Origin of the sequence: Lachnoanaerobaculum sanguinis (assembly GCF_033242365.1) — a bacterium.
In the GTDB taxonomy this organism is placed as follows: Bacteria; Bacillota; Clostridia; order Lachnospirales; family Lachnospiraceae; genus Lachnoanaerobaculum; species Lachnoanaerobaculum sanguinis.
Window position 1 is genome coordinate 1 of record NZ_BTHK01000022.1, and the last position, 26,818, is coordinate 26,818.

The following is a 26,818-nucleotide window of genomic DNA, read 5'->3' on the forward strand; positions in this document are numbered from 1 at the left end:
GGCTTACTTCCTCCTGATAAACCTTTAGCTTCTTGATCAATCTACTAAATCTATATCCTCAAATAAGTTGCCTACTTAAGACAGCTTATTTAAGTGCGCCGGTTTATGGCTTACCTCTACCTTCTTTCACACTAACTCCTAAAATAAAACTGCCACAATCAGTGACAGCTTTAAATGTTAAAATATTATTTGAATTTATCAGGATAGAATTCATTTGCCATAAGCTTTACGGCATTTGCAGAACCGGCAGAGCCCTGCATATCTGAACAACTTGCACTGTAAATTCTCCCTTCCTTTACTGCACGAAGATTTTTTGTAAATTCATTTGTCTCAAGGAACTTCTTCTTTGCCTCAGTATCATGATCATAGTCAAGTATAAGAATTACATCAGGATCTCTTGCAACAACCTCTTCCCATGAAGGAGTAGCCCATCCCTTATCAATATCATTAAAGATTGAAATACCGCCTGCAAGCTTAATCATATCTCCAGGTATTCCTTGACAAGCTGTAAAAGGTGCATCCTCACCCGAGTCATATACAAATACTGAAACAGGGTTTTTATAAACATCTTCACCAAGCGTACTCTTTACTTCTTCTATTGTATTCTTCATAGCCTGAACTCTTTGCTCTGCCACATCACTTACTCCAAAGATATGTCCCAGAGTATCATAGTCCTTATATACGTCTTCCATAGTTGCCTTATCTGAACATGAATATGGGAAATAAGGAATAATATTATTCTTTAAACACCAGTCTACAGAGAAATTGTCATCTGAGAAAAGAGAATCCCATCCTATCATAAAATCCGCATTTAAACTTAGGATTTGCTCCTTAGATGCTTTATTAAGATTTTGTCCGTCAGGTAGAATCTTATTTAATTTATCTCTTGCAGGAAAATCATTTACCATATCAAGGCATGAACCTCTTGTAAATCCTGCTATATGATCTTCAAGCCCTAAATCCAGAAAAAAATCAACCATCTGATCACCGTCTGCTACCACCCTCTTTGGTGCTGAGGTAAATGTCTCTTCCATATTTTGTCCGGCACCCGATCTCTCAAGATTTAACGTAATAGTGTATGGCTCATATTCCTTTTCTGAAGAGTCATTGTCAACCTTTTGTACATCCTTATTTACTGTATATTGATCTCCCTTGGAACCTACAACTCTCTTTTGATTACTACATCCTGCCAATGCAAGTAACGATATGCCGATTCCGGCAAATAATACTATTTTTTTCATTTTTCTCCCTTCACGTAATTCAAATTAGTATATAAAAATAAAGATTTGTAACAAATAGATATTTTAGCATTCTAATAAATAAAGTCAATATATAATTCTATATTTTTATGCAATATGGCTATACCCCTTTGGGTATTATCAATTAACTTAATTCCAGACTTTTTGCATTATAAAAGTGAAATCCGTTTTCATTGCAAAAGTTTTCAATTTCCCTTAACATACTTTTGTTTGCACCGTATTCTAAAATATAAACTTTAAGTCCCTGTGATTTAACATCTTTCAGATATTTGATGAAGTACTCTCTTTCTTCCATGCTCTTTTCAGTATATGTTTTATGTTCAAAATCTATATCTGTAAATACACATTCCTGATTGACTCCGTCAAACATTTCCTTTGCATTTTTTTCATCTATACATTTGCTTACAAATGTATCTCCGCCGTTTATTATAATATCAAGATTATATTTTCGAATTCCCTTAAGTATAGAACAAAGTCCGTCATATATTTTCTCTTCGGGAAACTGATAGTACACATCACAATTATCAATGAAAAAACCGTCAAAGCCTTTATCTGCGATACTTTTCCCAAGATCATTTACTATAAGGTTTTGCCAGTTCTTATCAGATACGTCCATCCAGTACTCATCTTCCCAGTTCTCATATGCACCAAGTGTTTTATCTTTAAACTCCTCATAGTATGTACGAGAATTTTCAAGAGATCCTATATTAAGATAGGCATATATCTTTTTATTTTTCTCATGTAGTTTCTTTATATCATCTTTATTAAATTCAGTCGGTTCAAGTACAATGACTTCGTAATTATTAAGCTTCATCCCATTTTCTTTGCTGATGCCTATAAATACACCGTAATATTTATCCGCCATAAAATCAGCTTTAGCAAAAGCAAAAAGAACAAGACCGCAGACAACAGCCACTACGATAAGCACGAATTTCTTCATAGGAAAACTCCTTTCTATAATTGATACATCCTATTTATATCAATTATAAATGTTTTAATCAAGTATATAATCTTACATAAGGTAAAATATACTTGACATAATGTAATTATAGAGTTATATTGATGATGTAAAACATATGTGACATTTTGTCTGAAAGGAGTTTTTATGGAATATTTTATGATTGGTTTGTTTTTTGCAGGTGTATTTGGAGTTTTGGCTTTTAATTCAAAAAAGTCGAAAGAAGAATATGATGAAAGACAGTTGGCTGTCAGAGGACGCGGTTATACTTATGCATACTTTACCGTAATGATACTTTTAACTTTACATGTATTCACAAAAGATACTCTATCATTACCTGTTTCAAATGATCTCATAAGTGTTATAATACTTTTTATATCAGGTATTGTGCTGAATACTTATATTATTTTTAATGACGCCTGCGGCAGTTATAAAAAGAATAATTATATAAAGCAATTTATCGCCTATATCATTATATTTTTATTAAATGACTACTACTTAATAAGGTCTGTATCAGATCACACATTGTTTAAAGACGGAGTATTACAGTTTAGAGAAGGCATAAATCTTATTGCAGCTGTTACTATTATTATCTTAGCTTTAAACTTGGTAATAAAACTGGTGATAGACAAATGTAAAAAAGATGAGGAATAAGGGGTAACTATGAAAAACCTTAAATTAAAATCCGCCAGAGCCGCTAAAGACCTGTCCCAACAGCAGCTTGCGGATATGGTAGGTGTCAGCCGCCAAACAATAAATGCTATAGAAAAGGGAGACTACAATCCCACAATTCGCCTATGTCTATCCATCTGCCGCGCACTTGATAAGACTTTGGATGAATTATTCTGGGAAGAAGAATAAGAGGGTGCTTGCCCTCTTATTTTTTAACCTACTTCTTCGCCAAACTTAGATAATGTAATCTTCTTGTATGCATTAGATTTATCATTAGGGTGCGGTTCCAAGCCGATAACAGTAATATCGTTTTTTTCCGGTCCGTACACCCAAAAAATCCTACCTGCTCTTGGAGTATTATTTTCCAAATATGATTCCCATACCTTTAATCCGTATCTCTTTGACAAAGAGTCTATCTCATGTGTTTGCAGACCCGGATATCTTGGATTTTCCGACAATAACTTAAGTGCTTTACCTATCTTTTTATATTGCTTTTCTTCATCCTTATTTGCAGTTTTATTCTTTACCTTTGATGAGAGATTCTCCCAAAGACTTTTCATCTCAGGTACACCCAATTTTATTTTATACATGTCTCACCTTAGAACTCAGACAGGTCGATTTCATCTGATGTAATCCCGGCTTTAATATTTTCAACTGCTGTATCCATCATATGTAATGTATTCTCAGAAATCCTGAAAGGCTCTCTAAGTTCACGAGGCTCAAGCAGTATTGTTCCGTCTTCTTTCTCTTTCACATGGTAGTACTCAAATATACATCCTCTTAAAGTAATTCTTTTCTTTGAATCTAGCTTTGCATCATATTCTCTTACACTTGTATTCATAAGTTCCTCTAAAATAAACGCTTAATTTGTGGGAATTCCCACCTGTGTCTATAGAATAACATTATAATAAATCCCTGTCAATCTTCGCTACTACCTATTTTATTTCCATCCTACATACAAATCCCACATCCTCACCGTTATAAAATCTCACCTTCCATCTATGAAATGCTGCTACTTTCTTAACTATCTTAAGTCCAAGTCCATGTTTTCCTACACTTTTGGTCTCAGCATATGCATTTTGATTCAGCCTTCGTAAAATTTCAGCCGGTACCCCGCTTCCGCTATCTCCTATCTCCAAAATCGTTTTTTTATTTTCTTTATATAGGTTTATATATACTTGGCATCCGTCGGGATTGTGACGAATAGTATTATTTAAAAGATTTACAACAGCTCTTTCAAACAGTTCTTCATTTAATAAAACTTCATATTTTTGCATTTCGTCATCTATGTTCAGTTCAAAATCATACTTAGACTGTGCATCAATATCAAGTGCATTTATCATATTACTTACAATCTTTCTAATGAGTACACTTAGAAAAACCTTAGTTTTTTCAAATCTTTTTGTACCGAAATCCAGCTTACTTGTAATATTTAAATTCTCTACCAATGCTCTGATACGAAGCCCCTGACTTTCAATAATCTCGGATTTTCTTTTTATTTCATCAATACTGCTTTCTTTAGGAATCATTTGTGCATTACCTAAAATAACAGCAAGCGGTGTTCTGATATCATGAGAAACTCCGGCAATCCACTCTACCCTTTCTTCCTCTATTCTTCTTTGTCTTGCCTTATACATCCTTATTGAAACAAAGATAAACAAAATGATATTAAAAATAAATAATACAGGTGTTATTTCCAAGAATGTCAAAACATTATTTGCATCATACTCCAAAGTATATTTCCATATATCCGCATTCAACTTTCCGACTATAAGTAATCTGTCTTCACTCACTATATAAGTACGTACAGGATAGTCATCCAGATAATACCTTGTAAACTTGGCCACATCCTGTAAAGTATACTTTGATTTTTTTAAAGATTCAGGCATATTTTCAGACCATGTAATATTTCCGGTACTATCAAGTAAAAAAGCAAATTCGTTATTCTTTTGTAACTGTGTACTTTCTTCATCACTTAAAATATATTCACCGCTATTGTATGATAAACCCTCCATTATTTCGCTTGCATCCGTATAGTTTATATCTGAGCTTTTATACATCACAGCCATACAGATTATGAAATCCACAAACAATATGGCTATGGCAAAAACAAGTACCCATAGTATAAATTGCAATCTTCTCTCCGGACTTTTTCTCATATCTTCTCCATCTTATATCCCAGACCTCTTACCGTCTTTAAAAAAATCGGTTTTGAAGGATCTTTTTCTATCTTTTCTCTTAAATGGCGCATATGCACAATCAAGGAATTTTCAAGTCCGAAACTGCCGTCCGGCCAAAGCTCTTCACAAAGCATATCTGTGGTTACTATCCTGCCTCTGTTTCTATAAAGAATTGAAAATAATGCAAGTTCTTTGGCTGTCAAGGTTATGACATCTCCATTCTTTTTTACAATACCTCCCTCTATAGAAACTCTGCTTTCACCTAAAATAATATCTGATGTGTTTTCATCAAGTGAATAACATCTTCTAAGTACCGCACCGATACGTAGTAACAATTCTTTGGGTAGAAAGGGTTTTGTTATATAGTCATCTGCTCCCAGTCCAAGACCGTGAAGTCTGTCTTCATCTTCATCTCTTGCAGACAGGAAAATCACAGGAAGTTTTGGAAATATACCTGCTTTTTTTAATTCTTTATAAAAATCAAATCCGTTGCCGTCCCCAAGCATTACATCAAGTAAAATAAGATGAATCTGAGTGCTGTCTATTTTCTCTCTTCCTTCCTTTAGATTATCGGCATATTCTATATCAGTATATCCGTCACTTTTTAAAATATCTCCTAAAACCTTTGACAGTTCTGTTTCATCATCTATTATCAGGATTTTACAATCTTTCTTTTCCATATATACTCCTAAATTATTTTGTTTTCTTATTATATCGCATTTAAGTAAAGTCTCTATATAAAAATACTTTTCTTAATGTAAACATAATGTGAAGATAATCGGATCAAATTGTTCTTAGAATAAAACAAGAATTATACTTGTTGTCCGGACAGACTTATACTATAATGTTTCACTATAAATTTGCTCAAATTTTTAGGAGGAAAATCAATGAAAGTCTTATTTGTAAACGGCAGCAGTCACAAAAACGGTACTACAATGCAGGCTGTAAAAGAAATGCAAAAAGTATTTGAATCACAAAATATAGAAACCGAAGTGATTCAGCTTGGAAATAAGCCTATACAAGACTGTATTCAATGCGGATACTGCTATACACATGCTAAATGCGTATTTAATGACGATGTGAACGAGTTTATAGAAAAGGCAAAGGAAGCTGACGGTTTTATCTTTACAACACCTGTATACTATGCTCACCCGTCAGGAAGAATACTCTCATTCCTTGATCGCGTCTTCTATGCGGCAGGAGGTATTGAAGAAAATCCTTTTAAGTTTAAGCCGGGGGCATCTGTTGCTGTAGCAAGAAGAGGCGGAACAACAGCATCTTTTGATGTGCTCAATAAATACTTCGGTATTTCCGAGATGCCTATAGCAGGCTCAACCTATTGGAATATCTCACATGGGGCAGTAGCTGAAGATGCCGCTAAAGACCTTGAAGGAATGCAGACAATGAGAAATCTTGCCAAAAACATGATTTGGATGATGAGAAGCTTTGCACTGGCAAAAGAACACGGTATCCCTTATCCTGATACTAAAAAAGACGCACACACAAACTTCATAAGATAAAACTAAGCGATATGGAATATTCCATATCGTTTTTTAGTTTCAAGTTTAAACTCTTAATGTAATCATAATGTAGAGATAATCTTCATTTAATCTTCATTCATTATCATATTCACATATCAAGCAAAAGGAGAAAAACAATGACTGATACAATACTTGAAACAAAAAATTTATCTAAAAAAAATCGTGTACATGACTTATCAATGAGTGTACCTAAATCCTGTGTATACGGATTTCTCGGACCTAACGGAGCAGGAAAAAGTACTACATTGAAAATGATTTTAGGACTTATAAAGAAAGACTCGGGAGAGATTAAACTCTTTGGTGAAAAAGTTTCAAACAAGAATCTTTTAAATCTGCTTCATAAAACAGGTAGCCTTATAGAAAATCCCGGCGGATATCCTCATTTAACCGGACTTGAAAATATGCAAATCATAGCAAAGTTAAAAGGTGTCAAAGAAGCTGAAATAGAAAAAGCTCTGAGAACAGTAAGACTGTATGAACAAAGAGATAAAAAGCTTGCCGCTTATTCACTCGGTATGAAGCAAAGGCTCGGCATAGCTATGGCACTTCTTGGAAATCCGAAATTACTTATATTGGATGAGCCTACCAACGGCCTTGACCCTGCCGGAATAATGGAGATTAGAAAACTAATAACTTCCCTACCGAAAGAAAGAGATATAACTGTAATTATCTCAAGCCATCTGCTAAATGAGATAGAACAAATGGCTGACTATGTAGGTATAATAAATCACGGTCAAATGCTGTACCAGGGAAAGCTCTCAAGTCTTGAATCATCGGGTCAGAGTTTGGAGCAGATTTTCCTTAAGCTGACAGGGGAAAAGGAGTCGTTATGAAACAAATAAGTTTAAACAAATCTCTATCCATTGAATTTACAAAAAATAAATTCCTGATTTCCGCATCATTATTATTTATTGTAACAGGACTAAACTATTTCTACATCTCATATGGAGATTTACCTAAAGGACAGGAATGGCAAATGATCTTCAGTTCAATTCCGTTTTTGAATACAATGTTGATTTCCATTATGATGTCGGTACTGGCAAGCAGATGTATTGATATAGAAAATAAAGGAAATATGTGGAATACTCTTCCCACACTGGAAAGCAGGAAAAAGCTCTTTTCTTCCAAACTATTATTCGGCTTAATACATATAGCTTTATTTTGTTTTATACAGACAATAATGATTTTATATTTAGGTATTAAATTTATGATTGGTGGAGGATTCCCAATCTTTGCATTACTTCAGACTGAATTTGCAGAGATTATTTTCGGAATGATTATATTTCAGCTTCAATGTCTGCTGTCATTAAAGTTCAGGAATCAATTTGCAGCACTTTCAATCGCATTCGGAGGCACACTTGCAGGTGTATTCATTGCTTTTGTAAGTAAATCGGCACTTACTCCATGGTCCGTACTTTTTTCTTTAAGTACAGTTACTATGGGTTATGACTCTGCTACAAGAAATATGCTGCTTTCATGGAATGCAATAGATATAAAAGCGATATTTATAAGCTTTTTATATTTCTTTGTTACATATAAGTTGAGCCTGTCTGTATTTAATGATCCTGAAACAGGTAATTTTAAGATTGCTCATGTACATAGGAAAAGCAAAAATGCTCATACCATATTGCCGGCCGAACTTATCAAGATGAAGAGAAACCCTGTATGGATTCCCTTTGCATTGATTCCGTTAATATCTGCCGGTATCGGTATTATAAATTTCCTTTCAAATCAAGGAGTATTATCATTTGACTGGGCAGACCTTTGGACACAGGAGTCATTATTTTTAGGTATGTTTTTCCTCTCACCATTAATTGCCATACTTGCAAGCCTTGATTTTCGTATGGAACATCTTGGAACCAACTGGAATATAATGCTTACATCAAGCTCACGCTTCAAAGTATTAAAGGACAAGTGGCTTACTGTAGCTGTCATTTCAACTGTTTGTATGTTATGGATTGCATTTATCTATATTGTTTCAGGAAAGCTTATCGGGATTACCGGAAGCATACCGAAAGAATTTTATTTAAGAATCCTTGCAAGTATACTTTGTATAATTGCTATTTCAAGCTTTCAGTGTATGCTTTCACTGATCATACCTTCATTTGCAATACCTGTAGGACTATCCTTCCTTGGAAATATTTTAGGACTTCTCCTCACTGTAAAGGGATTTTTCTATGCAACGCCGTTTTCAATGCTCATATACTCTATGGGCAGCACAAATATAACCGGTGAAATAAATCTACCTGTTGTAATAATAACTTGTTTACTTTATATTTTTATTTCTTTTGCTATAGGATTACTTTATCTGAACAGAACCGATATAAAAACGGGGAGGTAGAGGAGTATTTAACAAAAATACAGTCTTGATACTTATTGAGATTAAGGCTGTATTTTATGTTTTTTATTCAAAATAACAAACATAAAACAAATGGCTATTCTATTTAAATATTCGGTAAAATTCATCCGGTGTTACTGCCGGAACTTCAGAATTTTCAAAGTCTCTAATATTACAAGTAATAATATAGTCAGCTCCAATATCCTTCGCACATTTATCTTGTAAGCAATCCTCAAAATCTGAAAAAGAATTATTTTCTATTGCATCGAGTATTTCTGATTGTGTGGCAGATGCAACTGTAAAAATCTCACATATATCTCTTAAACTCTGCCTTCTTTTACTTTCATCCCATTTTCTAAGTACATACCAAATTGTAGGTAATGTATGAAAGGCAATATACCCTATACATTCTCCTGTTGCACATAATCTAACAATATCACAAGATTGTTGACTGTACATGGCATCTCTATTTGTCAGATAATTTAAGAGAACATTTGTATCAATCAACAATACCATACTTTTCATTCATTGCCTCCTCTCTTTCTTTATTAAAATCAATTTCCTTTTTATTTTCTCTTCTTATTGCCTCTAATCTTTCAAATGCTTCTATTTTTCTGTTATTATTATTACTTTGATCTGCTAAGGGAGCTTTTATAATAAAAGGAATACTTCTCTCTCTCAATGCAGTTCTTGTAAATGTCTCATAGAAAGTTTGCTTAGTCTGCCCCATTTCATCAAGCATATTTCCTAACTCTTCATAAATTGAATCTTCCAGTCTAATACTTATAGTCTTCATAGATTTCTCCTTTTCTTATTTTGACTCAATTATCTCATTATTTGAATCAAATAGCAAGCTATAGATTTCAAATTATCGAAAATAATATTGCATATATTTTGTGTTGTTCAATCAACTTTAATAATATACAATATAGACTAGGAGGGACTTATATGAATAATACTATTATGTATAAAGGATATATAGGAAGCGTCGAATTTTCTGAAGAAGACTGTATTTTCTTTGGAAAAGTTCTAGGTATAAGATCATTAATTTCTTATGAGGGTAAAAATGCTAAAGAACTGTTAGATGATTTTCATGGTGCTGTTGATGACTATCTTGATATCTATAAGGCGTAGAAAAATTTAAATAATTCTCCTGCTGCCAAGATAAACATATAAAATACCCCCACATCAGATTTTTTATCCGGTGTGGGGGTATACTCTTTTATCTATTATTGTTATTGTATCTATTTCTCTCTCAAATCCAGATACATCAAATCCGCATCTATATATTCACCGTTTATTTTTGAAAAAGCAGGCATCCGGCCGATTTTTACAAATCCGAACTTTTTATATAGGCTGATAGCACGGATATTATCACTCCTTGTATCAAGGTTAATTATTTCTATTTCATTGTCTTTTGCAAAGGAAATACATTTTTCTAAAAGTGCACTTCCAATTCCGCTTCCCCATTCCGATTTAGCAACACTTATAGCAAAGTTTGCTCTATGACTCATTCTTCGCTTCATACCGCTTATATTTGCACATCCGACTATATCATCATTTTTCCATGCAAAATACATCACAGACTTCAGATCTGAATTAATTCTTTTGATAAACTCTTTCTCTACCTCAAGTGTATCTCCTATCCCTTCTTTACCGAAGCTTAAATTATCGGTTTGTGCACCTACAAGCTTTGTGTATTCAATCAGCTTAGCTGCATCTTCAGGTTTTGCTTCTTTTATTATTATGTTTGCTTCAGGTGTAAATATACTCATTTTTTCTCCACTCCTTTACTCTTCCATCTCACTTTTATCATTATAAAATAAGAATAAAAGCTTATCTTTAAATCTCGGGTAAAAGGATAAATAATAATCCTTACTTGCTTCCTTCACTATTTATTTTTTGCATACAGACTTCTAATTTTTATATTGTACTTTATCTGAAAATCATTGTAAACCGTCCGTAACAACTGTAAGTAGAATATGTTATGAATAAGGAAAAAACATCGCTATCTTTTTTGATTATCTTAAGTGCTTTTATGGCATTTACATCTTTGTCAACCGATATTTATTTACCTGCTATGCCTTCTATGCAGGCGGATTTAGGAGGTCGTGCGGAATTGACTGTAACAGGTTTTGTTATCGGATTTGCACTTGTTAATATAAGCCGGCTTCTTGCCATATCAACTTCTCCGGCCTTTATTTTTTCTGTGATTTTGGCTATAATGGGAGTAACACATTCATTTGGACTGTTAGGAATTGTTATACCTATGTTTTTGGTATTCAGTATGAACGGAATCGTTGCGGCATGTGCAAATGCCGCCGCACTAAATACTGTATCAAGTGATATGTCAGGTTCTGCCGCAGCCCTCTTAGGATCCCTCCAATATGGAAGCGGCGTTGTACCGTCAGTGCTTTTGGCTGTATTTGCAGATAAAACTGCGGCCACTATGACAATTATTATTGCAATTTCAATTTTTCTGTCAGCATTAATGGCTTGGTTAGAAAGAGAAAAATTATCGTGTACAAAAGGAGGTATTATTATGACTGCACATGATATTTTAAATAACCCTTTCCTTAATAAAGGAACTGCCTTTACATTGGAGGAACGTAAAAAACTTGGGCTGATTGGACTGTTGCCGCCTTATGTTCAAACTATTGAAGAACAGGCGGCGCAAACTTATGCACAAATGCAAACAAAGGTAAATGATTTGGAAAAAAGAATTTTTTTGATGGAAATCTTTAATACAAATCGTACACTTTTCTATTACCTTTTTTCTCAACATTTGGAAGAATTCAATCCTATTGTGTATGACCCGACTATTGCAGATTCTATTGAAGGTTATAGTGATCTCTTTGTAAATCCTCAGTACGCCGGATATTTGGATATTAACCACCCTGAAAATATAGAGGATACTTTAAAAAATGCGGCGGGTGAACGTGAGATTCGTTTGATTGTTGTAACAGATGCAGAAGGAATACTTGGTATTGGTGACTGGGGAACAAACGGTGTGGATATTTCTGTTGGAAAATTGATGGTTTATACTGCTGCAGCAGGGATCGATCCTTCTATGGTGCTTCCTTTAGTTATTGATGCAGGTACTAACCGTGACGAACTTCGGAACAATCCAAATTATTTAGGAAATCGTCACGAACGTGTCCGTGGTGATCGTTACTACAACTTCATTGACCAATTTGTCAAAACTGCAGAACGTTTATTTCCTAAGCTCTATCTTCACTGGGAAGATTTCGGTCGCTTAAATGCTGCAAATATCCTTGAAAAATATCGTAAACAAATTCCAACATTTAATGATGATATTCAGGGTACAGGAATTGTAACTTTGGGAGGTATCTTCGGTTCTCTTGATATTACCGGTGAAAAATTAACGGATCAAATTTATCTCTGTTATGGTGGCGGTACTGCCGGAGCAGGAATTGCCTCTCGTGTTTTACGTGAAATGATAAATCAAGGTCTATCAGAAGAAGAAGCCTATAAACGCTTCTTTATGGTTGATAAACAAGGTCTTCTCTTTGATGACATGGAAGACTTAACCCCTGAGCAAAAGCCTTTTGCCAAGAAGCGTTCAGACTTTGCTAATGCAGATAAGTTGACAGATCTTTTGGAAGTGGTGAAGACAGTCAAGCCGACTATTCTTGTAGGAACTTCAACTCAACCTAATACTTTCACTAAAGAAATTGTAGAAGCTATGTGTAAGAATACCGAACGTCCAATGATCTTCCCTCTCTCAAACCCTACAATTCTGGCAGAAGCAAGTGCTAAAGATTTAATTGAATGGTCGGACGGAAAAGCATTTGTTGCAACGGGAATTCCTTCCGGTACCGTTTCTTATAAAGGTGTGGACTATATTATTGGCCAGGCTAATAATGCCTTGATCTATCCAGGTCTTGGACTTGGTATGTTGGCCTCTGAAGCAAGTCTTTTGACAGATGAAATGATTGGAGCAGCCGCACATTCATTGAGTGGTATTGTAAATCCCGGGCAAGCCGGTGCACCTGTCTTACCACCATTTAAGTATGTAGCCGATGTTTCTATTAAAGTTGCCGAAGCGGTAGCTAAAAAAGCACAAGAACAAGGTCTTGCCCGTTCACAAGAAACAGATATGGCAAAAGCGGTTCATGATTTAAAGTGGTACCCGAACTACTAAAATATTAATTAAATAACACAGGAATGAAGTGTACTAAGCCTGATTCTATACTGCTTAGTACACTTTTTTTAAAATTTAAGAAAAGATTTGCATAAAGATATTATTAACTTCTGTTGATTTGATGGGGTACACTTCTGTCATTAAGAATTTCCGGATAAAAGACTTCTCCATAATTTAAACAGGCATATATCGCTTTTTGATTGTCATATGTCATCTGCCAAAAAGGATATTATATCTGTAATAAAGTAGCCTTATAACTATTACTTTTATTTAATCTGTGACAGAATTTCACCAATATCCCCGTCAATACATATACTTCTATCATTTATCTTCTCAGGGCAGAAGGCTTCTCCATAATTTAAACAGGCATATACCGCCTTTTTATTGTCATATGTCATCTGCCAAAAAGGATATTTTATAATAACAGGTGTATTTGCTCCTACTCCAAGTTCCAAAAAGAGTATATGCAGGTTTTCATGTCTTCTTATAAAATCAGCATAATTACTTGAAGCATTATGCCAGCCTTTATCCTCTACGAAAGTATTATCAGCTCGAAGATTTGTAGTCACATCATCACCGCTTGGAGTCTTCGGTATAAGGTCAGTAGGTATTTCCATAAGAATCTCTCGATCATTAGGTACTGTAAATGCACCGCTCTCATCTTGAATGAATCCCTGTGCTTTTAAGGCTTTTTCTACCCACTCCTTATTATCAAAGGTATCTTTACAATCCGGATTTGTACTTTGAAAAAGTCCGTAATCTCCCTGAGTGTAGAAAAGTCTTTTCTTATCAAATCCTGCTCTTTGAAACTGATGGTCTACATTTGTGGTAATTACAAAATAGTCCTTATCCTTAACCAATTCAAGTAAGTCCTTATATACAGGTTTTGGAGCATCAACATATCTGTTAAAATAAATATGCCTTGCCCACCATGCCCAAAACATCTCTTTCTTTGGAAAAGGATAAAAACCGCCTGAATATATATCTTTTATACCGAAAGCCTTTCCAAAATCAAAGAAATACTTATCAAATCTTTCACCGGAGTATGATAATCCGGCAGATGTGGAGAGGCCTGCACCGGCTCCAATCAAAATTGCATCACAACTTCTAATTTCATTCTTTAATCTTTGTAACTGCTCTTCTCTGTCGCCGGTTACATAATTGACTCTGCCCTTAAAATACTGCATTGCAGCTATTCCTTTGCTGATAGACTCTCTGTAACCGTCAGATATTTTAAAAAAGTCCATATCCATAGTTCTGCTCCTTTCTGTGAATTTTCTAAAATAATTAATCCAATAATGTTTTCCAATTATCTGATTTATAAGCCTCAAAACAAATTTTGATTTGTTCTACAGTATTTTTCTCTGTTGCAAGTTCAGGTAATTCTGATATTGAAAAATAACGATATTCCGTCGTTTCATTATTCTCTTCAAATTTACCACCAATTACAGAACATTGGACAAAAATTTTACATATTCCATATGCATAGACGGGTAGATTATGTTTTGATCTGTCCTGAATCGCTATTACTTTTTCTGTGATAACATCCAATCCTGATTCTTCCTTAACCTCTTTTACTACATTTTCACCTACTGATACATTAACATCCACCCATCCTCCGGGTAAAGACCATTTGCCGTCATTTTCATGTACAAGAAGAATTTTTTCATCTTTAAAAATGGCGGCTCTGGTGTCAAGTTTTGGTGTCTGATAACCACTTTCATTGCAGAAAAGATCTTTAACTTTCATATTTGGAATATCCGTCATAAATGAAACCATTTCTGCAGAAATATCTCTGATTCTCTGATATCTTTCTTTATCATATACATCTTTACAATAATTAAGACCTATCTGTGCCAGACTCTGTAATTCTATTGCCCACTGTAACCAACATTCTTTTTTATCCATAGTTCCCTCTCGTAATATTTCTTATCCTCATCCTTAAATACATTAAATATTATTCTATCAATTTTACCTTGATTTTCTTTTAACCATTCTCTTACAGTTGCTACTGCAATTTCAGCAGCTCTTTTATTCGGAAAATGAAATACTCCGGTAGATATACAGCAAAATGCCACGCTTCTCAATCCGTTTTCAACGCAAAGATCTAAAGTGTTTTTATAACAGTTTTTAAGATCTTCCTCATTCCTTTTGCTAAGTCCCCCTTGTACAATAGGGCCGACTATATGAACAATCTTTTTTGCGGGAAGATTGTAAGCATCTGTGAGCATAGGAATTGCTGTAGGTTGTTCATAATCCCTGCCATAACGAATCCTTAGCCGGTTCATTTTTTTGTTACATTCATTTCTAAGCTCCACACCGGCAAATGTATGTATACAATTATCAATACAGGTATGCATAGGAATAAAGCAACCGAGCATCTGTGAGTTTGCAGCATTAACTATTGCATCCACCTTCAGCCTTGTAATATCTCCCTGCCATATAGAGATATTATCTTCCACTGTATCTATATACGAAAGATATACTATACCGTTTTCATTTATAGCTTCTCTAAGATATTCATCTTGTATTTTTAATACCTCAGTATTCATTTCCCTTGGCATTCTGATATTCATAAGAGAACGCAGTATTCTTTTCTTCCCTTCTGTATCAACAGGTACTTTTAAGTTTTTATACTCACCGGAATCTTCTTTAAAAGCTTCTATGAGATAATCAAGTCTTTCATTTTGATTCATACTTGCCTCCTTCAAAAACAGAACATATAATAGTTGTAATATAAATAATTACATCAAACTTGTCAATACTTTATATTAAAAAAAGATGCCGTTATAAGCATCTTTCAGTCTGAAATCTCTTTTATACCCTTTTCAATATCCAAAAGAGTATAGCTTTTCATCTTGTTTTCCATCGCTTCCTGTATTTCACCAAGCTTACCGTCCAATATTCCATGTATATTTTTCCCTACAGGACAAGCAGGATTCGGCTCCTCATGGAAATGAAACAGCCCCTCTTCTTTAACTGCTTCAACCGCCTTATAAATATCATAAAATGTTATCTCAGACGGATCTTTTAAAATCTCTATACCTCCGGTTCCTCTGACTACATTTATAAGTCCGGCTTTCTTTAACTGAGAAAGAATATTTCTGATAATTACCGGATTTGACCTTATACTGCCTGACAGAAAGTCACTGGTTATCTTCTCTTTATCTTTAAAATATTCTACACATGCAAAAATATGTAATGCTATTGTAAATCTGCTTGATATCTGCATTTGCATACTCCTTTTTTAATAAAATAATATAGCCTATTTAATGTAATGTCAACATTTACATTAAATATAAATCTACACACCCGTCTCATGCATCCTCTTATGCTCCACACTGTTTATATAATCATCATGACTGTGAGAATGTTTTTCTTCTGAAACCAAATGAGAGTGAGTATGCTCATGCTTAATTACATGCTTATGTGTTGAGCCGTTATGTGTATGAACAATCGTATGTATATGGTAATGAATATGATTTTTTAACATCGTATCATATACAACAATCACGCTTCCTGTTATCATAAATATAAGTCCGATAAAATAAACTTCCGTCAATCTGTCACCGTCTACCACAAATGATAAGAATGTACCTATAAAAGGAGCTATTGCATAATATGCACTTGTTTTGGCGGCACCCAAATCTCTCTGTGCCCTGATATATAAAAATATACTGAGACCATATGCCACAAACCCAAGCAACATTGAAATCAAAATATATTTTATATCAGGTATCCTCTCCCCAAGTATTATTGCAATTATAAATGAACCTGTACCTGAAAATATCCCTTTTAATATCACTATCTCATAAGTACTCTTATTTGAAATCATTCTTGTACAGTTGTTTTCAAGCCCCCAACAACATGTTGCAATTATTACAAACAATGAGCCCAAAGAGAATTTAAAACTTCCGCTTCCTTCAAATGATAGAACTATGCTTGATAATGTAATAAATCCTATGGCAAGCCACAGCCTTGATGTTACAACCTCTTTGAATATCAAAAGAGCGATAAGTGTGGTCGCTACGATTTCAAAATTTCCAAGTAATGATGCATTTGAAGCCGAACCTATATTTATTCCGATCATTAAAAATATAGGTGCCAAAATATCAAGAACAATCATCCCTAGAGTATATGGCAAGTCTGTCTTTGACAGCTTTTCAATATTCTTCTCTCTTTTTGAATTAAGCAGATACATTATACCTACACCGATTCCGGCTCCCAGATACAAAAATGAAGCCATAAATGTCGGTGTGACATTTTTTAAGAGTACTTTAGAAAAAGGAGTATTTATCGCATAGAATGTTGCCGCAAGTAATGCCATTATTACAGCCATACTTTTTTTGCTCTCATTCATATATCTACTCCTCCAAAAAATTCATATTCGGCCAAAGCTTTCTTACCACTTTATTCGGATATTCATCATCTATGAACTGCTCTATCACATTCCTTGCTTCAGGGTGTTTTTTTCTGTCCGTAGTCCTTATCATTACCATTGAAGTGACCGTTCCGTTGCAGATAAAAAACAGCGCTATAAATACCGCAAGTACCGAGCCGGTTACCGGTGGAATTTTCTCTATAAACTTTGAAAAAGGAGGGTATATAAATTTAAACCATACCAAAGCCACTATGCCCCAAAATAACATAAACAAAAGATTTGTTCTGCCGTCAATATTAAAAGGCATATGTGAATAGTCCCAAAACTTCATACCGAAGAATACTTCAGTAAATACGGAGCACAAGTATTCAAATACTCCTCCAAAAAAGAAGCCTGATATAAATATAGACAGATTATTCTGCCTTTTTACTTTTGAAAGTGCTAAGGTAAGTATTACCGCACCAAGTCCCCACACAAGGCTGAAAGGTCCGAGTACAAAGCTTGAGCGTCTCATAAGTTCATGTCCTACAATAAGCACATATATGGTTTCTACGATATCTCCGATAAGCGAGGATATAAACAGTACCCAAATAAGCTTAGCGGCATTTATTCCTCTTGCAAATATAATGCCCTGTTCTTCAAGTAATTTATCCGCATCTGAAATACCTTTATTGCTGTCTTCAAAATCATCTGATAAAAGACTTGGGTAAATTTTATAAATTCTCTTCCAGATGTTTTTTGAAATCCATTCTCCGAAAGTATTTTTTCTCTTGGCTATATTGCTGTCCATGCTTTGCATAGGGTATTTTCTGACAAAAATATATGTAAACACAATATCCGAAATTAAAAGCAGTGAAAGAACAATGGCAATTATATTTACTATTATTCTTGGAATCAGCGATACCAAAGAAAATATAATAGGCTGTAAAGTTTTTAAACAGGTAAAACATACAGCTGTTATAATAATCGCATTTATTAAACTAATCCTCAGGTTCTTACCATATCCCAGCCTTTCAGGGCTTATTTCCTTTTTTAAAAGAAGCCTTTGTGAGAAGAACAGTCCTAACTTATCCAGTATAAAATAATCTATAAAAGCCATCATAAGCATTCCGTAATAGCTGACATTTTTTCCTGATGATACTATTATCATCAAAATCATAATTAAGGCAGGACATATAAGAATCGGAATATTTAAAACACCCGTATTTATATACTTTTGTTCTTTTAAACTGTATATGACCGTATTCAGTACCCAAGCCAAAAGCCCGTATATAAAGAAATATATAATTAGGTCCTCACCGCTAAATAACTTCATAAGACTCCTATTCTAAACCATACTTTGATAAATCCACTTTATTATCTTTAACTTCTATTCCCTCAGCCTCTAAAAGCTTTCTCTGTTCGCCGATTCCTCCAAAGGCAAATTCAGGTGCAAGCTCACCTTTTGAATTGACTACACGAAAGCAAGGGATATTGTCAGGATCGGGATTTTTATGAAGAGCATTTCCTACCGCTCTTGACATCTTTTTATTTCCCGCCATCTCTGCCACCTTGCCATAGGTTGCAACCTTGCCTTTAGGTATTCTCTTTACCGCCTCATATATCCTTTTTGTAGGTGAATCCGTTACCAAATCATAGCTTTCAGCAATCATCCTCTTTATATCATCTTCCTTTATACTGCCGTCAAGTATTATTGTATTCCAATGTTCCTTATTCTGATGATACCCGGGAATGACTGAAGCATATGTACTTCTCCAAAAGTCTCTCCACGCAGGGTCAACTTTTACATTTAAATTTACAAAACCGTCTCTTTCATAAATACAAAGAAAGGCCTTCTTGCTGTCCTTTACTCTGATCAGCTGCCAATCCGCCTTTCTAAAGGGCTTATCCAAGTATGTATTTTCAAATCCCAGCCCGAAACTACAGGCCTCTTCTCTTGTCCTCAATAAAACACCTTACCCCTTCTTTACTTTCAGTTCTTTTAAATAAGTTTTTTTATCTGTACTTATTCTATAACTCTCTACCGCCTTCTGTATAGCCTTATTATGAGTCCATATTTCAAGCCTTCTGTTTTCAATAAATGGAAGTACACTCTCATACCGCTTTGCCAGTGCCGTTGCAAAATACCATGCAATCATCATATTTACATAGTATTCATCTGACCTTATATTTGAAACTGTCTCGAGGTAACTTATATCAAAATCCTCATCCAAGAAATGTTCCATAAGCATACCGATACCGAATCTAACAGTATATACTTTATCAGATTCCAGCCATTCTTTTATATATGCAATCAACTCCTTATGATTTTTTTTAAATACTTTCGGTGAGAGCTGGTCACAAGTTGCCCAGTTATCTACATAAGGTAAAAATTCATTCACTTTATCAACACAGCTCTTAAAATCCTTTATTTCAGATAAAATAAATGCATGGAGCTGATTCTCATCAAAATATTTATGTGGTAATGAATGCAAAAATTCTTCGATATCTTCTCTTTTAGCAAGTTGCTTGGCATACTTTCTAAGTTCAGGTGTTCTTACCCCTATAAAAAGACTCTTATCAACCGTAGGTATCAACTTACTGTTAAAATCTCTATAATCCATATCCTGCATTTTAAACAATTCCACTCTTATCTCATTTGAGTTCATATCAGACTCCTTTTAAATCCAAAATTTTACCGATTCTTTACCTTATAAGTCGTATTATAATCTATATTACAACCAATTCCAATATGGTTGCATTTTAATATAACAGGAGGGAATAGATATGAGTCAAAATAAATTATTTTTGATAATACCGATATTTATTGTTGCAGTAAGTTTATATGTATTTACTGCGGGTTTGAAAAAGAAAGAAGAAACGCTTTCAAATGATGAAACCACACAATATTCCGGTAAAGTAAGTAATATATCTCAGTCCGGTAATATAAAAGAGATCTATCTTGCAGGTGGTTGCTTTTGGGGGCTTGAAGCCTATATGCAAAAGATAGATGGTGTTGAGGATGCTGTCAGCGGATATGCAAACGGTAAAACCCAAAATCCGAAGTACCAAGATCTTCATACAAGCGGTCATGCTGAAACTGTAAAAGTAATGTATAATTCCGATATAGTAAGCCTTGAAGATCTTCTGGAGTATTACCTTCGTGTAGTAGATCCTGTAAGTGTAAATAAACAGGGAAATGATACAGGTACTCAGTATAGAACCGGAGTATATTATACAAATGAAGAAGATAAAACTATAATAGAAAAGATTCTGGCAGCTGAACAAACTAAATATGACAAACCTATCGCAATAGAGGTTTTACCTTTAGCTCAATTCTTTGATGCTGAAGATTATCATCAGGATTACCTTGCTAAAAACCCCGGTGGATACTGTCATATAGACTTATCTCTTGCAGATAAACCATTGGATAAGAAAACTGAAACACAAAGTAAGGAGCCAAAGATAGATATTTACAAATATCCAAGACCTTCAAATGATGAACTCAAAAAACAGCTTACAGATGAGCAATACCAAGTTGCTATTAACAGTGATACTGAAAGACCTTTTGCAAATGAATATTGGAACAATTTTGAAAAGGGAATTTATGTAGATATTACAACAAAGGAACCACTCTTTGTCTCAACAGACAAATTTGAATCAGGTTGCGGTTGGCCAAGTTTTTCAAAACCTATAAATGAGGATGTAGTAAAATACAGTGAAGATGACAGCTTCAATATGAACAGAACAGAGGTAAGAAGCAGAAGCGGTAACGCCCACTTAGGACATGTTTTTGATGACGGTCCCAAAGAATCAGGTGGCAAAAGATACTGTATCAACAGTGCATCTCTTGAATTTATTCCATATGAAAAAATGGATGAACGAGGATATGGATACTTAAAATATCTGCTTGAATAATATATTTTTAAAGGCTGAGAATACATGTAAAAATGATCTCAGCCTTATCTTTACTTATATATTATCCATACTGTTAGACTATCTTATTATAATATCCCTCAAATACAAACTTGTCAGGATGAGATTTTATATATTTCATTTCAAATGTGTAGTCATAGTCATACAGATCGTATACAACACTGTCGGCCTTATCCAAAAGTTCTTCAAAGCCTTCACTCATTTTATCCATAGCTTCCCATCGCTCTTCTCTGTCAAATGGAATACTGCCTCCAAACAGATCTACAACCTTTTTAAAGTTATCAGCCAACTCTTCCATTCCGAACTCTTTAAGTCCGTTTAGGGCATCTTCCCATACTATTCCTGTGGAGTTGTCAAAAAACTGTAAATGTCCTCCGTTATTTACTTCCATAAGATACCATGATATTGCGTTAAGATATCTTTGCTCCAATGTGAAATCCTTGGCGGAATTTAAGTACTCCTCATATGAACTGTAAATATCTACAGTCCAGTATATCGGATCCAAAATATCCCAAAATTCATCCGCTTTTTCAATATCCTCTACAGTTATTTTTGCATAGGTTTTTCCGGCTCCGACTTTATCAAGTTCCTTCTTACTGTTATGCACAGTTGTAACATTCTCTTTATTATCATCAAAGTTGTCAAATGAGTTCATACTACTCCTCCAAAAATATTTTATTACCTGGTCATATTCTTAAACCAAAAATCCTTTTTGTCAATATAAAAAGGTCGGAGAATACTCCCCGACCCGAAACTATAATTATATTAAATTATTTTTTATTAAATGAAGCAACAAGAGCGTCTACCAATGCATCCATATCACTTTCATTGTTCTCTCTGTATGAAGATGTTATATTCACTTCATCATCCAAAATATCCATATGCTTCATCTCTTCAAGCTCTGCCTTCATAAGATTACCGGAATTTGGTGCCCATGAGCCGTTTTCAACTATGGCACATGTTCTCTTTTGCAGATTGAGAGCCTTAAGATCCATAAGGAAGTTGTGCATCGGAGGGAATATTCCAAGATTATATGTCACAGATGCAAGCACCAAATGGCTGTATCTGAACAAATCCGAGATAAGATAGCTCATATGTGTACTTGAAACATCATAAAGTCTTGTCTTTGTAATTCCTTTTTCACAGAGCTTTCTTGCTAAAACTTCTGCAGCGGCCTCAGTATTTCCATACATAGAAGCATATACTATCATGATACCCTTCTCTTCCGGCTCATAGCTTGCCCAGTGCATATATTTATCCAAGATATAAGGAATATCCTTTCTCCAAACCGGACCGTGAAGCGGGCAGATATACTTAATAGGCAGAGTAGAAGCCTTCTTTAATACCTGTAAAACCTGCGGACCATACTTTCCGACTATATTTGTATAGTACCTTCTGGCATCATCAAGCCATTCTTTATCAAACTCTACTTCATCCGCAAAAAGTTTTCCGTCAAGTGCTCTGAATGAACCGAAGGCATCTGCCGAGAAAAGTACTCCGTTTGTAGTATCAAAGCTTACCATTGCCTCAGGCCAATGAACCATTGGTGCCTTTACAAATGCAATTGTATGCTTTCCGAAACATCTGCTGTCACCTTCCGTAACCTCATCCACCTGCTCCGGCCTGATATTGAATCCGAATTGGCGAAGTATCATTGCAGCCTTCTCTGTTGTAATTATCTTTACATTAGGCCAACGAAGTAAAATCTCAGGAATAGAAGCCGCATGATCCGGCTCTACATGGTTTATAAGTAAGAAATCCAAGTTTCTCTCACCTAAAACTCCCTCTACATTGTCAAGGAACTGTCTCCCAACTGACCAGTCTGCTGTATCTACCAGAACCGTTTTTTCATCCATAAGAAGATATGCATTATAAGATACTCCATGATATATAGGATGAATATTTTCAAAAAGACTTAATCTGTGGTCGTCTCCACCTACCCAATACAAATCATCTGTAACTTTACGGTAATTATACATACTCTCCTCCTCTTATACTTCAATCTCTATGAAATTGTCTGCAGCTTCACCACAGTGTGGACATACCCATTCCTTTGGAAGGTCTTTAAACTCCGTTCCCGGTCTTACATCTCCCTCTTCATCTCCCAGAAGTACATCATATTCATAACCACAACCGTTACACAGATAGAGCTTTCTTGAAGGTGTATGCTTCTTAGCTACAGCTCTCTTGATTTTCTTCATTGGTGGCGCGGGCTTCTTCTCACCTGTATCAAGTGCTTTTGTAAGCGCAGGCAATACCTCATTTACATCACCGACTATACCGTAATCACAGTTTTTAAAGATTCTTGCATTAGGGTCTTTATTTATTGCAACTATTGTAGAAGCATTCTTGATGCCCTTTAGATGCTGTAATGCACCTGAAATACCGCAGGCAATATATAGATTTCCTTTAAACTTCTGTCCAGACATACCTACATATCTGTCAAGCGGCAAATATCCAAGAGTCTCCGCTACAGGTCTTGAAGAACCTATTGCGGCACCTGCAGCCTTGGCCAAATCCTCTACAAGTTTCATATTCTCTTTTGAACCTATGCCCTGTCCTGCACTGACAACTCTTTCGGCAGCTACGATAGGTGTATCCATAGGGATACCGACACTGAAGTCATATCCGTCCTTTTTAAGATTTGATACAAGTACATCAATTTTTTCTTTTAATGAACCTTCTCCTATGATCATTCTCTTTCTCTCACCGGTCTCAGGTCCCTTTGTTTTCTTAACGGCAGCAGTTTCACCTCTTGATATCTTACCTAATATATGAGCGGCTATTACAACTCTTTGTATCTCATTTGTTCCCTCATATATAGGAGTAATTCTGGCATCTCGATACATTCTCTCTACAGGCATACCCTTTAAGTATCCGTTTCCGCCGAAAATCTGAAGTGCTTCTGAAGTTATCTCAAGTGCAACATCGGATGCATACTGCTTTGCCATAGCCGATTCCATTCCGTACGGAGCATGAGCTTCTTTAAGTTCCGCAGCGGAATATACAAGCATTCTTGCACATCTGAGCTTTGTAGCCATATCCGCAATTTTAAATGCAATTGCCTGCTGTGCGGCTATAGGCTTTCCGAACTGTTCTCTTTCCTTACTGTATTCAACAGCTTCTTCAAAAGCTCCCTGTGCAATACCAAGTGCCTGAGCTGCAATTCCTATTCTACCGCCGTCAAGTGTAGCCATTGCAATCTTAAATCCCTGACCCTCTTTTCCAAGTAAATTCGCCTTTGGAACCTTTACATTATTAAAGTTAAGCTCACATGTAGCGCTTGATCTGATTCCGAGCTTGTCATAGTGATCACCGAATGTAAATCCTTCCATACCCTTTTCCACTATAAGTGCTGAGATACCTCTTGTACCTATATTTGGTGTGGTAAGTGCAAAGATTACATAAACATCGGCTTCACCACCGTTTGTGATAAATATCTTGTTTCCGTTTAAGAGATAATAATCTCCCATATCCTCAGCGGTAGTTTCCGTGCCTCCCGCATCGGATCCGGCATTCGGTTCCGTGAGTCCGAAAGCTCCAAGAAGCTCACCGCTGCATAATCCCGGTAAATACTTCTTTTTTTGCTCTTCATTACCGAAAGCCGCTATAGGATAAGTACCAAGCGAGGTGTGTGCTGAAAGTATAACACCTACACCGCCGTCAACTCTTGAAAGCTCTTCTACCGCTATGGCATAGCTTATAACATCAAGACCTGCTCCACCATACTTCTTTTCATATGGCAGTCCCATAATGCCAAGCTTTCCCATGTTCTTCACGATTTGAGTAGGAAATTCGCTCTTTACATCAAGACTGAAAGCTACAGGCTTTATTTCTCTCTCTGCAAACTCACGAACCTTCTCTCTAAGCAACTCATGTTCCTTTGTTGTTTGATAAGACATACATTCCCTCCACTTATATTGTTGTATCGACATAAAGTCGATATTTTGAGCTGTATATTACAACTCCGATACATTATAGAAAACTTACTATAATGTAATAAACACATATCTGATTATATGTATTTTTAAAAAGTTTACTCTTATAGTAAAGTATAAAACATTATATATAATAGTCAATATACTTTACCAATAAAGTATAAATTCGGGGTAATGCACAATAAAAGGCTATAGAACTGTTCAACATTACAGGTTCTATAGCCCTAACAATAGTATTAATTAGTATATTCTTACAAATGTTTTAGTTTATTTTATACATATCAGAGATTGTACTCATCCATTAACTTCTTAAATACATCTATTGACTTTTCTATCTTCTCTGTATCCACACAAAAAGACAGTCTGACATATTCTTTCATTCCGAATCCTTCTCCCGGAACCAAAAGCATATGATATTTTTTTGCTCTTTCACAAAATTCGTTTCCGTCGCCGCTTGGTGACTTGATAAACATGTAGAAAGCTCCTCCCGGATTTGCTACCGTATACCCAAACTTCGGCAGTGACTCAAACAAGATATTTCTGTTAGTCCTGTACACTTCAATATTAGGCTGTGCGTCTACACAGTTTTTTATCACATACTGAAACATGGAAGGCGCACAGACATACCCGAGTACTCTTGCCGCTCCGCCTACCGCCGCGAAAACATCTTCATGACTTTTAACCTTATTTGGAACCAGGATATAGCCGATTCTCTCACCCGGAAGTGATAGAGATTTTGACCATGAATATGCTACAAGTGTATTATCATATATATTCGGTAAAAACTCAGGTTTCTCATTTGTAAACACAAGTTCTCTGTACGGCTCATCGCTTATTAAAAATATAGGATGTGAATACTCTTTTTGTTTTTCCTGCAAAAGCTCTGCAAGTGCTTCCAAATTCTCCTTAGGATAGATTACACCTGAAGGATTGTTTGGAGAGTTTATAAGTACAGCCTTTGTATTTTCATTTATCTTGCTTTCGATTTCGTCTATCTCAAGATGAAGATTCTCACTGCATTTTGCAAATACAGGTTTACCGCCCTGTCCCTCTATAAATACCTTATATTCAGGGAAGTACGGAATATTTACTATTATCTCATCATCATCCGACTCTATAATTGCCTTAAATATTATATTAAGTGAAGCGGCGGCACCGCAAGTCATAAAAATATTGTTTTCATTATAGTCTGTAGCAAAACGCTTATTCAAGTTTTTTGCAACTGCAATTCTTGTATCGGTGTTTCCTGCTGATGATGTATAACTGTTGTACTCCTTTGGTGAAAGCTCCTCCACCATATATTTTATAGTATTTGCGACCTCTCTCGGAGCCGGAGTACTTGGATTGCCAAGGCTGAAGTCAAGTACATTTTCCGCTCCGATCTCCTTTGCAAGCATACTTCCATACTCAAATATATCTCTAATAACCGACCTCTTTGTACCGAGGTCAAGCATCTTTTTTGAAACCATAA

Annotated in this window: 29 protein-coding genes; 8 read left to right on the top strand and 21 right to left on the bottom strand. The window is 35.2% G+C overall.

The features are described from left to right. Window positions 1–185: 185 nt before the first annotated feature. Entirely contained in the window at window positions 186–1,241 is a 1,056-nt protein-coding gene (locus tag SBH76_RS12230) for an ABC transporter substrate-binding protein (protein ID WP_317978009.1), read from the bottom strand. 142 nt (window positions 1,242–1,383) lie between these two features. Continuing rightward, entirely contained in the window at window positions 1,384–2,199 is an 816-nt protein-coding gene (locus SBH76_RS12235) for a glycoside hydrolase family 191 protein (protein WP_317978010.1), read from the bottom strand. A gap of 165 nt (window positions 2,200–2,364) precedes the next feature. On the opposite strand from SBH76_RS12235, the gene SBH76_RS12240 reads away from it, so the two are divergent. Then, a complete protein-coding gene (locus tag SBH76_RS12240) occupies window positions 2,365–2,871 on the top strand; it encodes a hypothetical protein (RefSeq protein ID WP_317978011.1) in 507 nt (168 codons plus the stop codon). A gap of 9 nt (window positions 2,872–2,880) precedes the next feature. Further along, window positions 2,881–3,078, top strand: a complete 198-nt coding sequence (locus tag SBH76_RS12245; RefSeq protein WP_317978012.1) for a helix-turn-helix transcriptional regulator — start codon at window positions 2,881–2,883, stop codon at window positions 3,076–3,078. Window positions 3,079–3,101: 23 nt separating this feature from the next. Here SBH76_RS12245 and SBH76_RS12250 read toward each other — a convergent pair whose 3' ends face one another. The 4 genes from SBH76_RS12250 to SBH76_RS12265 all read right to left on the bottom strand — a co-directional run bounded on the left by SBH76_RS12250 (window position 3,102) and on the right by SBH76_RS12265 (window position 5,749). Beyond that, window positions 3,102–3,479: a hypothetical protein gene (locus SBH76_RS12250; protein WP_314097783.1), complete on the bottom strand. Its 378-nt coding sequence runs from the start codon at window positions 3,477–3,479 to the stop codon at window positions 3,102–3,104. Window positions 3,480–3,487: 8 nt separating this feature from the next. Further along, window positions 3,488–3,730 carry a hypothetical protein gene (locus tag SBH76_RS12255; RefSeq protein ID WP_314097785.1) on the bottom strand — a complete coding sequence of 81 codons (243 nt, stop codon included), beginning with the start codon at window positions 3,728–3,730 and terminating at the stop codon, window positions 3,488–3,490. A 94-nt stretch (window positions 3,731–3,824) separates the two neighbouring features. Next, on the bottom strand, window positions 3,825–5,048 hold the full coding sequence (locus SBH76_RS12260) for a sensor histidine kinase (RefSeq protein WP_317978013.1): 1,224 nt from the start codon (window positions 5,046–5,048) through the stop codon (window positions 3,825–3,827). Beyond that, on the bottom strand, window positions 5,045–5,749 hold the full coding sequence (locus tag SBH76_RS12265; RefSeq protein WP_317978014.1) for a response regulator transcription factor: 705 nt from the start codon (window positions 5,747–5,749) through the stop codon (window positions 5,045–5,047). The genes SBH76_RS12260 and SBH76_RS12265 overlap by 4 nt, the downstream gene beginning before the upstream one ends. Window positions 5,750–5,956: 207 nt before the next feature. Here SBH76_RS12265 and SBH76_RS12270 point away from each other — a divergent pair, with 207 nt between their 5' ends. From SBH76_RS12270 to SBH76_RS12280, 3 genes are all read left to right on the top strand, one after another. Further along, the gene (locus SBH76_RS12270) at window positions 5,957–6,589 is read left to right on the top strand and encodes a flavodoxin family protein (RefSeq protein WP_317978015.1); all 633 of its coding nucleotides are present in this window, start codon (window positions 5,957–5,959) and stop codon (window positions 6,587–6,589) included. Between the two features lie 137 nt (window positions 6,590–6,726). Next, on the top strand, window positions 6,727–7,443 hold the full coding sequence (locus SBH76_RS12275; RefSeq protein WP_317978016.1) for an ABC transporter ATP-binding protein: 717 nt from the start codon (window positions 6,727–6,729) through the stop codon (window positions 7,441–7,443). Continuing rightward, a complete protein-coding gene (locus tag SBH76_RS12280; protein WP_317978017.1) occupies window positions 7,440–8,951 on the top strand; it encodes an ABC transporter permease in 1,512 nt (503 codons plus the stop codon). Before SBH76_RS12275 ends, SBH76_RS12280 begins: the two co-directional genes overlap by 4 nt. A 99-nt stretch (window positions 8,952–9,050) precedes the next feature. Here SBH76_RS12280 and SBH76_RS12285 read toward each other — a convergent pair whose 3' ends face one another. Together SBH76_RS12285 and SBH76_RS12290 are read right to left on the bottom strand one after the other, a co-directional pair. Further along, window positions 9,051–9,473 (bottom strand): type II toxin-antitoxin system VapC family toxin, encoded by a 423-nt coding sequence (locus SBH76_RS12285; RefSeq protein WP_009445946.1) that lies wholly within the window; start codon window positions 9,471–9,473, stop codon window positions 9,051–9,053. Beyond that, window positions 9,448–9,744 carry an antitoxin gene (locus SBH76_RS12290; protein ID WP_009445945.1) on the bottom strand — a complete coding sequence of 99 codons (297 nt, stop codon included), beginning with the start codon at window positions 9,742–9,744 and terminating at the stop codon, window positions 9,448–9,450. The genes SBH76_RS12285 and SBH76_RS12290 overlap by 26 nt, the downstream gene beginning before the upstream one ends. Window positions 9,745–9,896: 152 nt before the next feature. Here SBH76_RS12290 and SBH76_RS12295 point away from each other — a divergent pair, with 152 nt between their 5' ends. Beyond that, window positions 9,897–10,082 (top strand): antitoxin HicB, encoded by a 186-nt coding sequence (locus tag SBH76_RS12295; RefSeq protein WP_317978018.1) that lies wholly within the window; start codon window positions 9,897–9,899, stop codon window positions 10,080–10,082. Between the two features lie 110 nt (window positions 10,083–10,192). Here the strand turns inward: SBH76_RS12295 and SBH76_RS12300 are convergent, their stop codons facing one another. Beyond that, complete coding sequence (locus SBH76_RS12300; RefSeq protein WP_317978019.1) at window positions 10,193–10,723, bottom strand: GNAT family N-acetyltransferase; 531 nt, start codon at window positions 10,721–10,723, stop codon at window positions 10,193–10,195. Between the two features lie 767 nt (window positions 10,724–11,490). On the opposite strand from SBH76_RS12300, the gene SBH76_RS12305 reads away from it, so the two are divergent. Then, window positions 11,491–13,113 carry a malolactic enzyme gene (locus SBH76_RS12305; RefSeq protein WP_035619952.1) on the top strand — a complete coding sequence of 541 codons (1,623 nt, stop codon included), beginning with the start codon at window positions 11,491–11,493 and terminating at the stop codon, window positions 13,111–13,113. A gap of 266 nt (window positions 13,114–13,379) precedes the next feature. Here SBH76_RS12305 and SBH76_RS12310 read toward each other — a convergent pair whose 3' ends face one another. From SBH76_RS12310 to SBH76_RS12345, 8 genes are all read right to left on the bottom strand, one after another. Beyond that, a complete protein-coding gene (locus tag SBH76_RS12310; RefSeq protein ID WP_317978020.1) occupies window positions 13,380–14,366 on the bottom strand; it encodes an SIR2 family NAD-dependent protein deacylase in 987 nt (328 codons plus the stop codon). 34 nt (window positions 14,367–14,400) lie between these two features. Continuing rightward, window positions 14,401–15,021 carry an NUDIX hydrolase N-terminal domain-containing protein gene (locus SBH76_RS12315; protein ID WP_317978021.1) on the bottom strand — a complete coding sequence of 207 codons (621 nt, stop codon included), beginning with the start codon at window positions 15,019–15,021 and terminating at the stop codon, window positions 14,401–14,403. Beyond that, the gene (locus SBH76_RS12320; RefSeq protein ID WP_317978022.1) at window positions 14,985–15,809 is read right to left on the bottom strand and encodes a protein-ADP-ribose hydrolase; all 825 of its coding nucleotides are present in this window, start codon (window positions 15,807–15,809) and stop codon (window positions 14,985–14,987) included. Before SBH76_RS12320 ends, SBH76_RS12315 begins: the two co-directional genes overlap by 37 nt. A 104-nt stretch (window positions 15,810–15,913) precedes the next feature. Then, window positions 15,914–16,345 (bottom strand): Rrf2 family transcriptional regulator, encoded by a 432-nt coding sequence (locus SBH76_RS12325; protein WP_317978023.1) that lies wholly within the window; start codon window positions 16,343–16,345, stop codon window positions 15,914–15,916. A gap of 72 nt (window positions 16,346–16,417) precedes the next feature. Then, entirely contained in the window at window positions 16,418–17,473 is a 1,056-nt protein-coding gene (locus SBH76_RS12330) for a DMT family transporter (RefSeq protein ID WP_317978024.1), read from the bottom strand. Between the two features lie 4 nt (window positions 17,474–17,477). After that, window positions 17,478–18,809: a putative ABC transporter permease gene (locus SBH76_RS12335; RefSeq protein ID WP_317978025.1), complete on the bottom strand. Its 1,332-nt coding sequence runs from the start codon at window positions 18,807–18,809 to the stop codon at window positions 17,478–17,480. 7 nt (window positions 18,810–18,816) lie between these two features. After that, window positions 18,817–19,440 (bottom strand): methylated-DNA--[protein]-cysteine S-methyltransferase, encoded by a 624-nt coding sequence (locus SBH76_RS12340; RefSeq protein WP_317978026.1) that lies wholly within the window; start codon window positions 19,438–19,440, stop codon window positions 18,817–18,819. A 9-nt stretch (window positions 19,441–19,449) separates the two neighbouring features. After that, window positions 19,450–20,142 (bottom strand): DNA alkylation repair protein, encoded by a 693-nt coding sequence (locus SBH76_RS12345; protein WP_317978027.1) that lies wholly within the window; start codon window positions 20,140–20,142, stop codon window positions 19,450–19,452. 118 nt (window positions 20,143–20,260) lie between these two features. Between SBH76_RS12345 and msrAB the strand changes: the two genes are divergently transcribed. Beyond that, window positions 20,261–21,391, top strand: coding sequence for a bifunctional peptide-methionine (S)-S-oxide reductase MsrA/peptide-methionine (R)-S-oxide reductase MsrB (gene msrAB, locus SBH76_RS12350; protein WP_317978028.1), 1,131 nt, complete (start codon window positions 20,261–20,263; stop codon window positions 21,389–21,391). 73 nt (window positions 21,392–21,464) lie between these two features. On the opposite strand, the gene SBH76_RS12355 is transcribed toward msrAB, so the two are convergent. The 4 genes from SBH76_RS12355 to SBH76_RS12370 form a co-directional block, all read right to left on the bottom strand. Continuing rightward, the gene (locus SBH76_RS12355; protein WP_317978029.1) at window positions 21,465–22,064 is read right to left on the bottom strand and encodes a DMP19 family protein; all 600 of its coding nucleotides are present in this window, start codon (window positions 22,062–22,064) and stop codon (window positions 21,465–21,467) included. Between the two features lie 115 nt (window positions 22,065–22,179). Then, window positions 22,180–23,388 carry an FprA family A-type flavoprotein gene (locus SBH76_RS12360; protein WP_009445931.1) on the bottom strand — a complete coding sequence of 403 codons (1,209 nt, stop codon included), beginning with the start codon at window positions 23,386–23,388 and terminating at the stop codon, window positions 22,180–22,182. A 12-nt stretch (window positions 23,389–23,400) separates the two neighbouring features. After that, window positions 23,401–25,311 (bottom strand): acyl-CoA dehydrogenase family protein, encoded by a 1,911-nt coding sequence (locus SBH76_RS12365; RefSeq protein ID WP_315084404.1) that lies wholly within the window; start codon window positions 25,309–25,311, stop codon window positions 23,401–23,403. A 317-nt stretch (window positions 25,312–25,628) separates the two neighbouring features. Beyond that, on the bottom strand, window positions 25,629–26,816 hold the full coding sequence (locus SBH76_RS12370) for a pyridoxal phosphate-dependent aminotransferase (RefSeq protein ID WP_317978030.1): 1,188 nt from the start codon (window positions 26,814–26,816) through the stop codon (window positions 25,629–25,631). Window positions 26,817–26,818: the final 2 nt, after the last annotated feature.

Coding starts and splice junctions, on each gene's coding strand:
- SBH76_RS12360 (WP_009445931.1), bottom strand. CDS start 23,388: ATGTATAATTACCGTAAAGTTACAGATGATTTGTATTGGGTAGGTGGA.
- SBH76_RS12365 (WP_315084404.1), bottom strand. CDS start 25,311: ATGTCTTATCAAACAACAAAGGAACATGAGTTGCTTAGAGAGAAGGTT.
- SBH76_RS12275 (WP_317978016.1), top strand. CDS start 6,727: ATGACTGATACAATACTTGAAACAAAAAATTTATCTAAAAAAAATCGT.
- SBH76_RS12240 (WP_317978011.1), top strand. CDS start 2,365: ATGGAATATTTTATGATTGGTTTGTTTTTTGCAGGTGTATTTGGAGTT.
- SBH76_RS12320 (WP_317978022.1), bottom strand. CDS start 15,809: ATGAATCAAAATGAAAGACTTGATTATCTCATAGAAGCTTTTAAAGAA.
- SBH76_RS12230 (WP_317978009.1), bottom strand. CDS start 1,241: ATGAAAAAAATAGTATTATTTGCCGGAATCGGCATATCGTTACTTGCA.
- SBH76_RS12270 (WP_317978015.1), top strand. CDS start 5,957: ATGAAAGTCTTATTTGTAAACGGCAGCAGTCACAAAAACGGTACTACA.
- SBH76_RS12235 (WP_317978010.1), bottom strand. CDS start 2,199: ATGAAGAAATTCGTGCTTATCGTAGTGGCTGTTGTCTGCGGTCTTGTT.
- SBH76_RS12325 (WP_317978023.1), bottom strand. CDS start 16,345: ATGCAGATATCAAGCAGATTTACAATAGCATTACATATTTTTGCATGT.
- SBH76_RS12300 (WP_317978019.1), bottom strand. CDS start 10,723: ATGAGTATATTTACACCTGAAGCAAACATAATAATAAAAGAAGCAAAA.
- SBH76_RS12245 (WP_317978012.1), top strand. CDS start 2,881: ATGAAAAACCTTAAATTAAAATCCGCCAGAGCCGCTAAAGACCTGTCC.
- SBH76_RS12310 (WP_317978020.1), bottom strand. CDS start 14,366: ATGGATATGGACTTTTTTAAAATATCTGACGGTTACAGAGAGTCTATC.
- SBH76_RS12330 (WP_317978024.1), bottom strand. CDS start 17,473: ATGAATGAGAGCAAAAAAAGTATGGCTGTAATAATGGCATTACTTGCG.
- SBH76_RS12355 (WP_317978029.1), bottom strand. CDS start 22,064: ATGAACTCATTTGACAACTTTGATGATAATAAAGAGAATGTTACAACT.
- SBH76_RS12290 (WP_009445945.1), bottom strand. CDS start 9,744: ATGAAGACTATAAGTATTAGACTGGAAGATTCAATTTATGAAGAGTTA.
- SBH76_RS12305 (WP_035619952.1), top strand. CDS start 11,491: ATGACTGCACATGATATTTTAAATAACCCTTTCCTTAATAAAGGAACT.
- SBH76_RS12295 (WP_317978018.1), top strand. CDS start 9,897: ATGAATAATACTATTATGTATAAAGGATATATAGGAAGCGTCGAATTT.
- SBH76_RS12280 (WP_317978017.1), top strand. CDS start 7,440: ATGAAACAAATAAGTTTAAACAAATCTCTATCCATTGAATTTACAAAA.
- msrAB (WP_317978028.1), top strand. CDS start 20,261: ATGAGTCAAAATAAATTATTTTTGATAATACCGATATTTATTGTTGCA.
- SBH76_RS12370 (WP_317978030.1), bottom strand. CDS start 26,816: ATGGTTTCAAAAAAGATGCTTGACCTCGGTACAAAGAGGTCGGTTATT.
- SBH76_RS12255 (WP_314097785.1), bottom strand. CDS start 3,730: ATGAATACAAGTGTAAGAGAATATGATGCAAAGCTAGATTCAAAGAAA.
- SBH76_RS12260 (WP_317978013.1), bottom strand. CDS start 5,048: ATGAGAAAAAGTCCGGAGAGAAGATTGCAATTTATACTATGGGTACTT.
- SBH76_RS12265 (WP_317978014.1), bottom strand. CDS start 5,749: ATGGAAAAGAAAGATTGTAAAATCCTGATAATAGATGATGAAACAGAA.
- SBH76_RS12315 (WP_317978021.1), bottom strand. CDS start 15,021: ATGGATAAAAAAGAATGTTGGTTACAGTGGGCAATAGAATTACAGAGT.
- SBH76_RS12250 (WP_314097783.1), bottom strand. CDS start 3,479: ATGTATAAAATAAAATTGGGTGTACCTGAGATGAAAAGTCTTTGGGAG.
- SBH76_RS12285 (WP_009445946.1), bottom strand. CDS start 9,473: ATGAAAAGTATGGTATTGTTGATTGATACAAATGTTCTCTTAAATTAT.
- SBH76_RS12345 (WP_317978027.1), bottom strand. CDS start 20,142: ATGAACTCAAATGAGATAAGAGTGGAATTGTTTAAAATGCAGGATATG.
- SBH76_RS12335 (WP_317978025.1), bottom strand. CDS start 18,809: ATGAAGTTATTTAGCGGTGAGGACCTAATTATATATTTCTTTATATAC.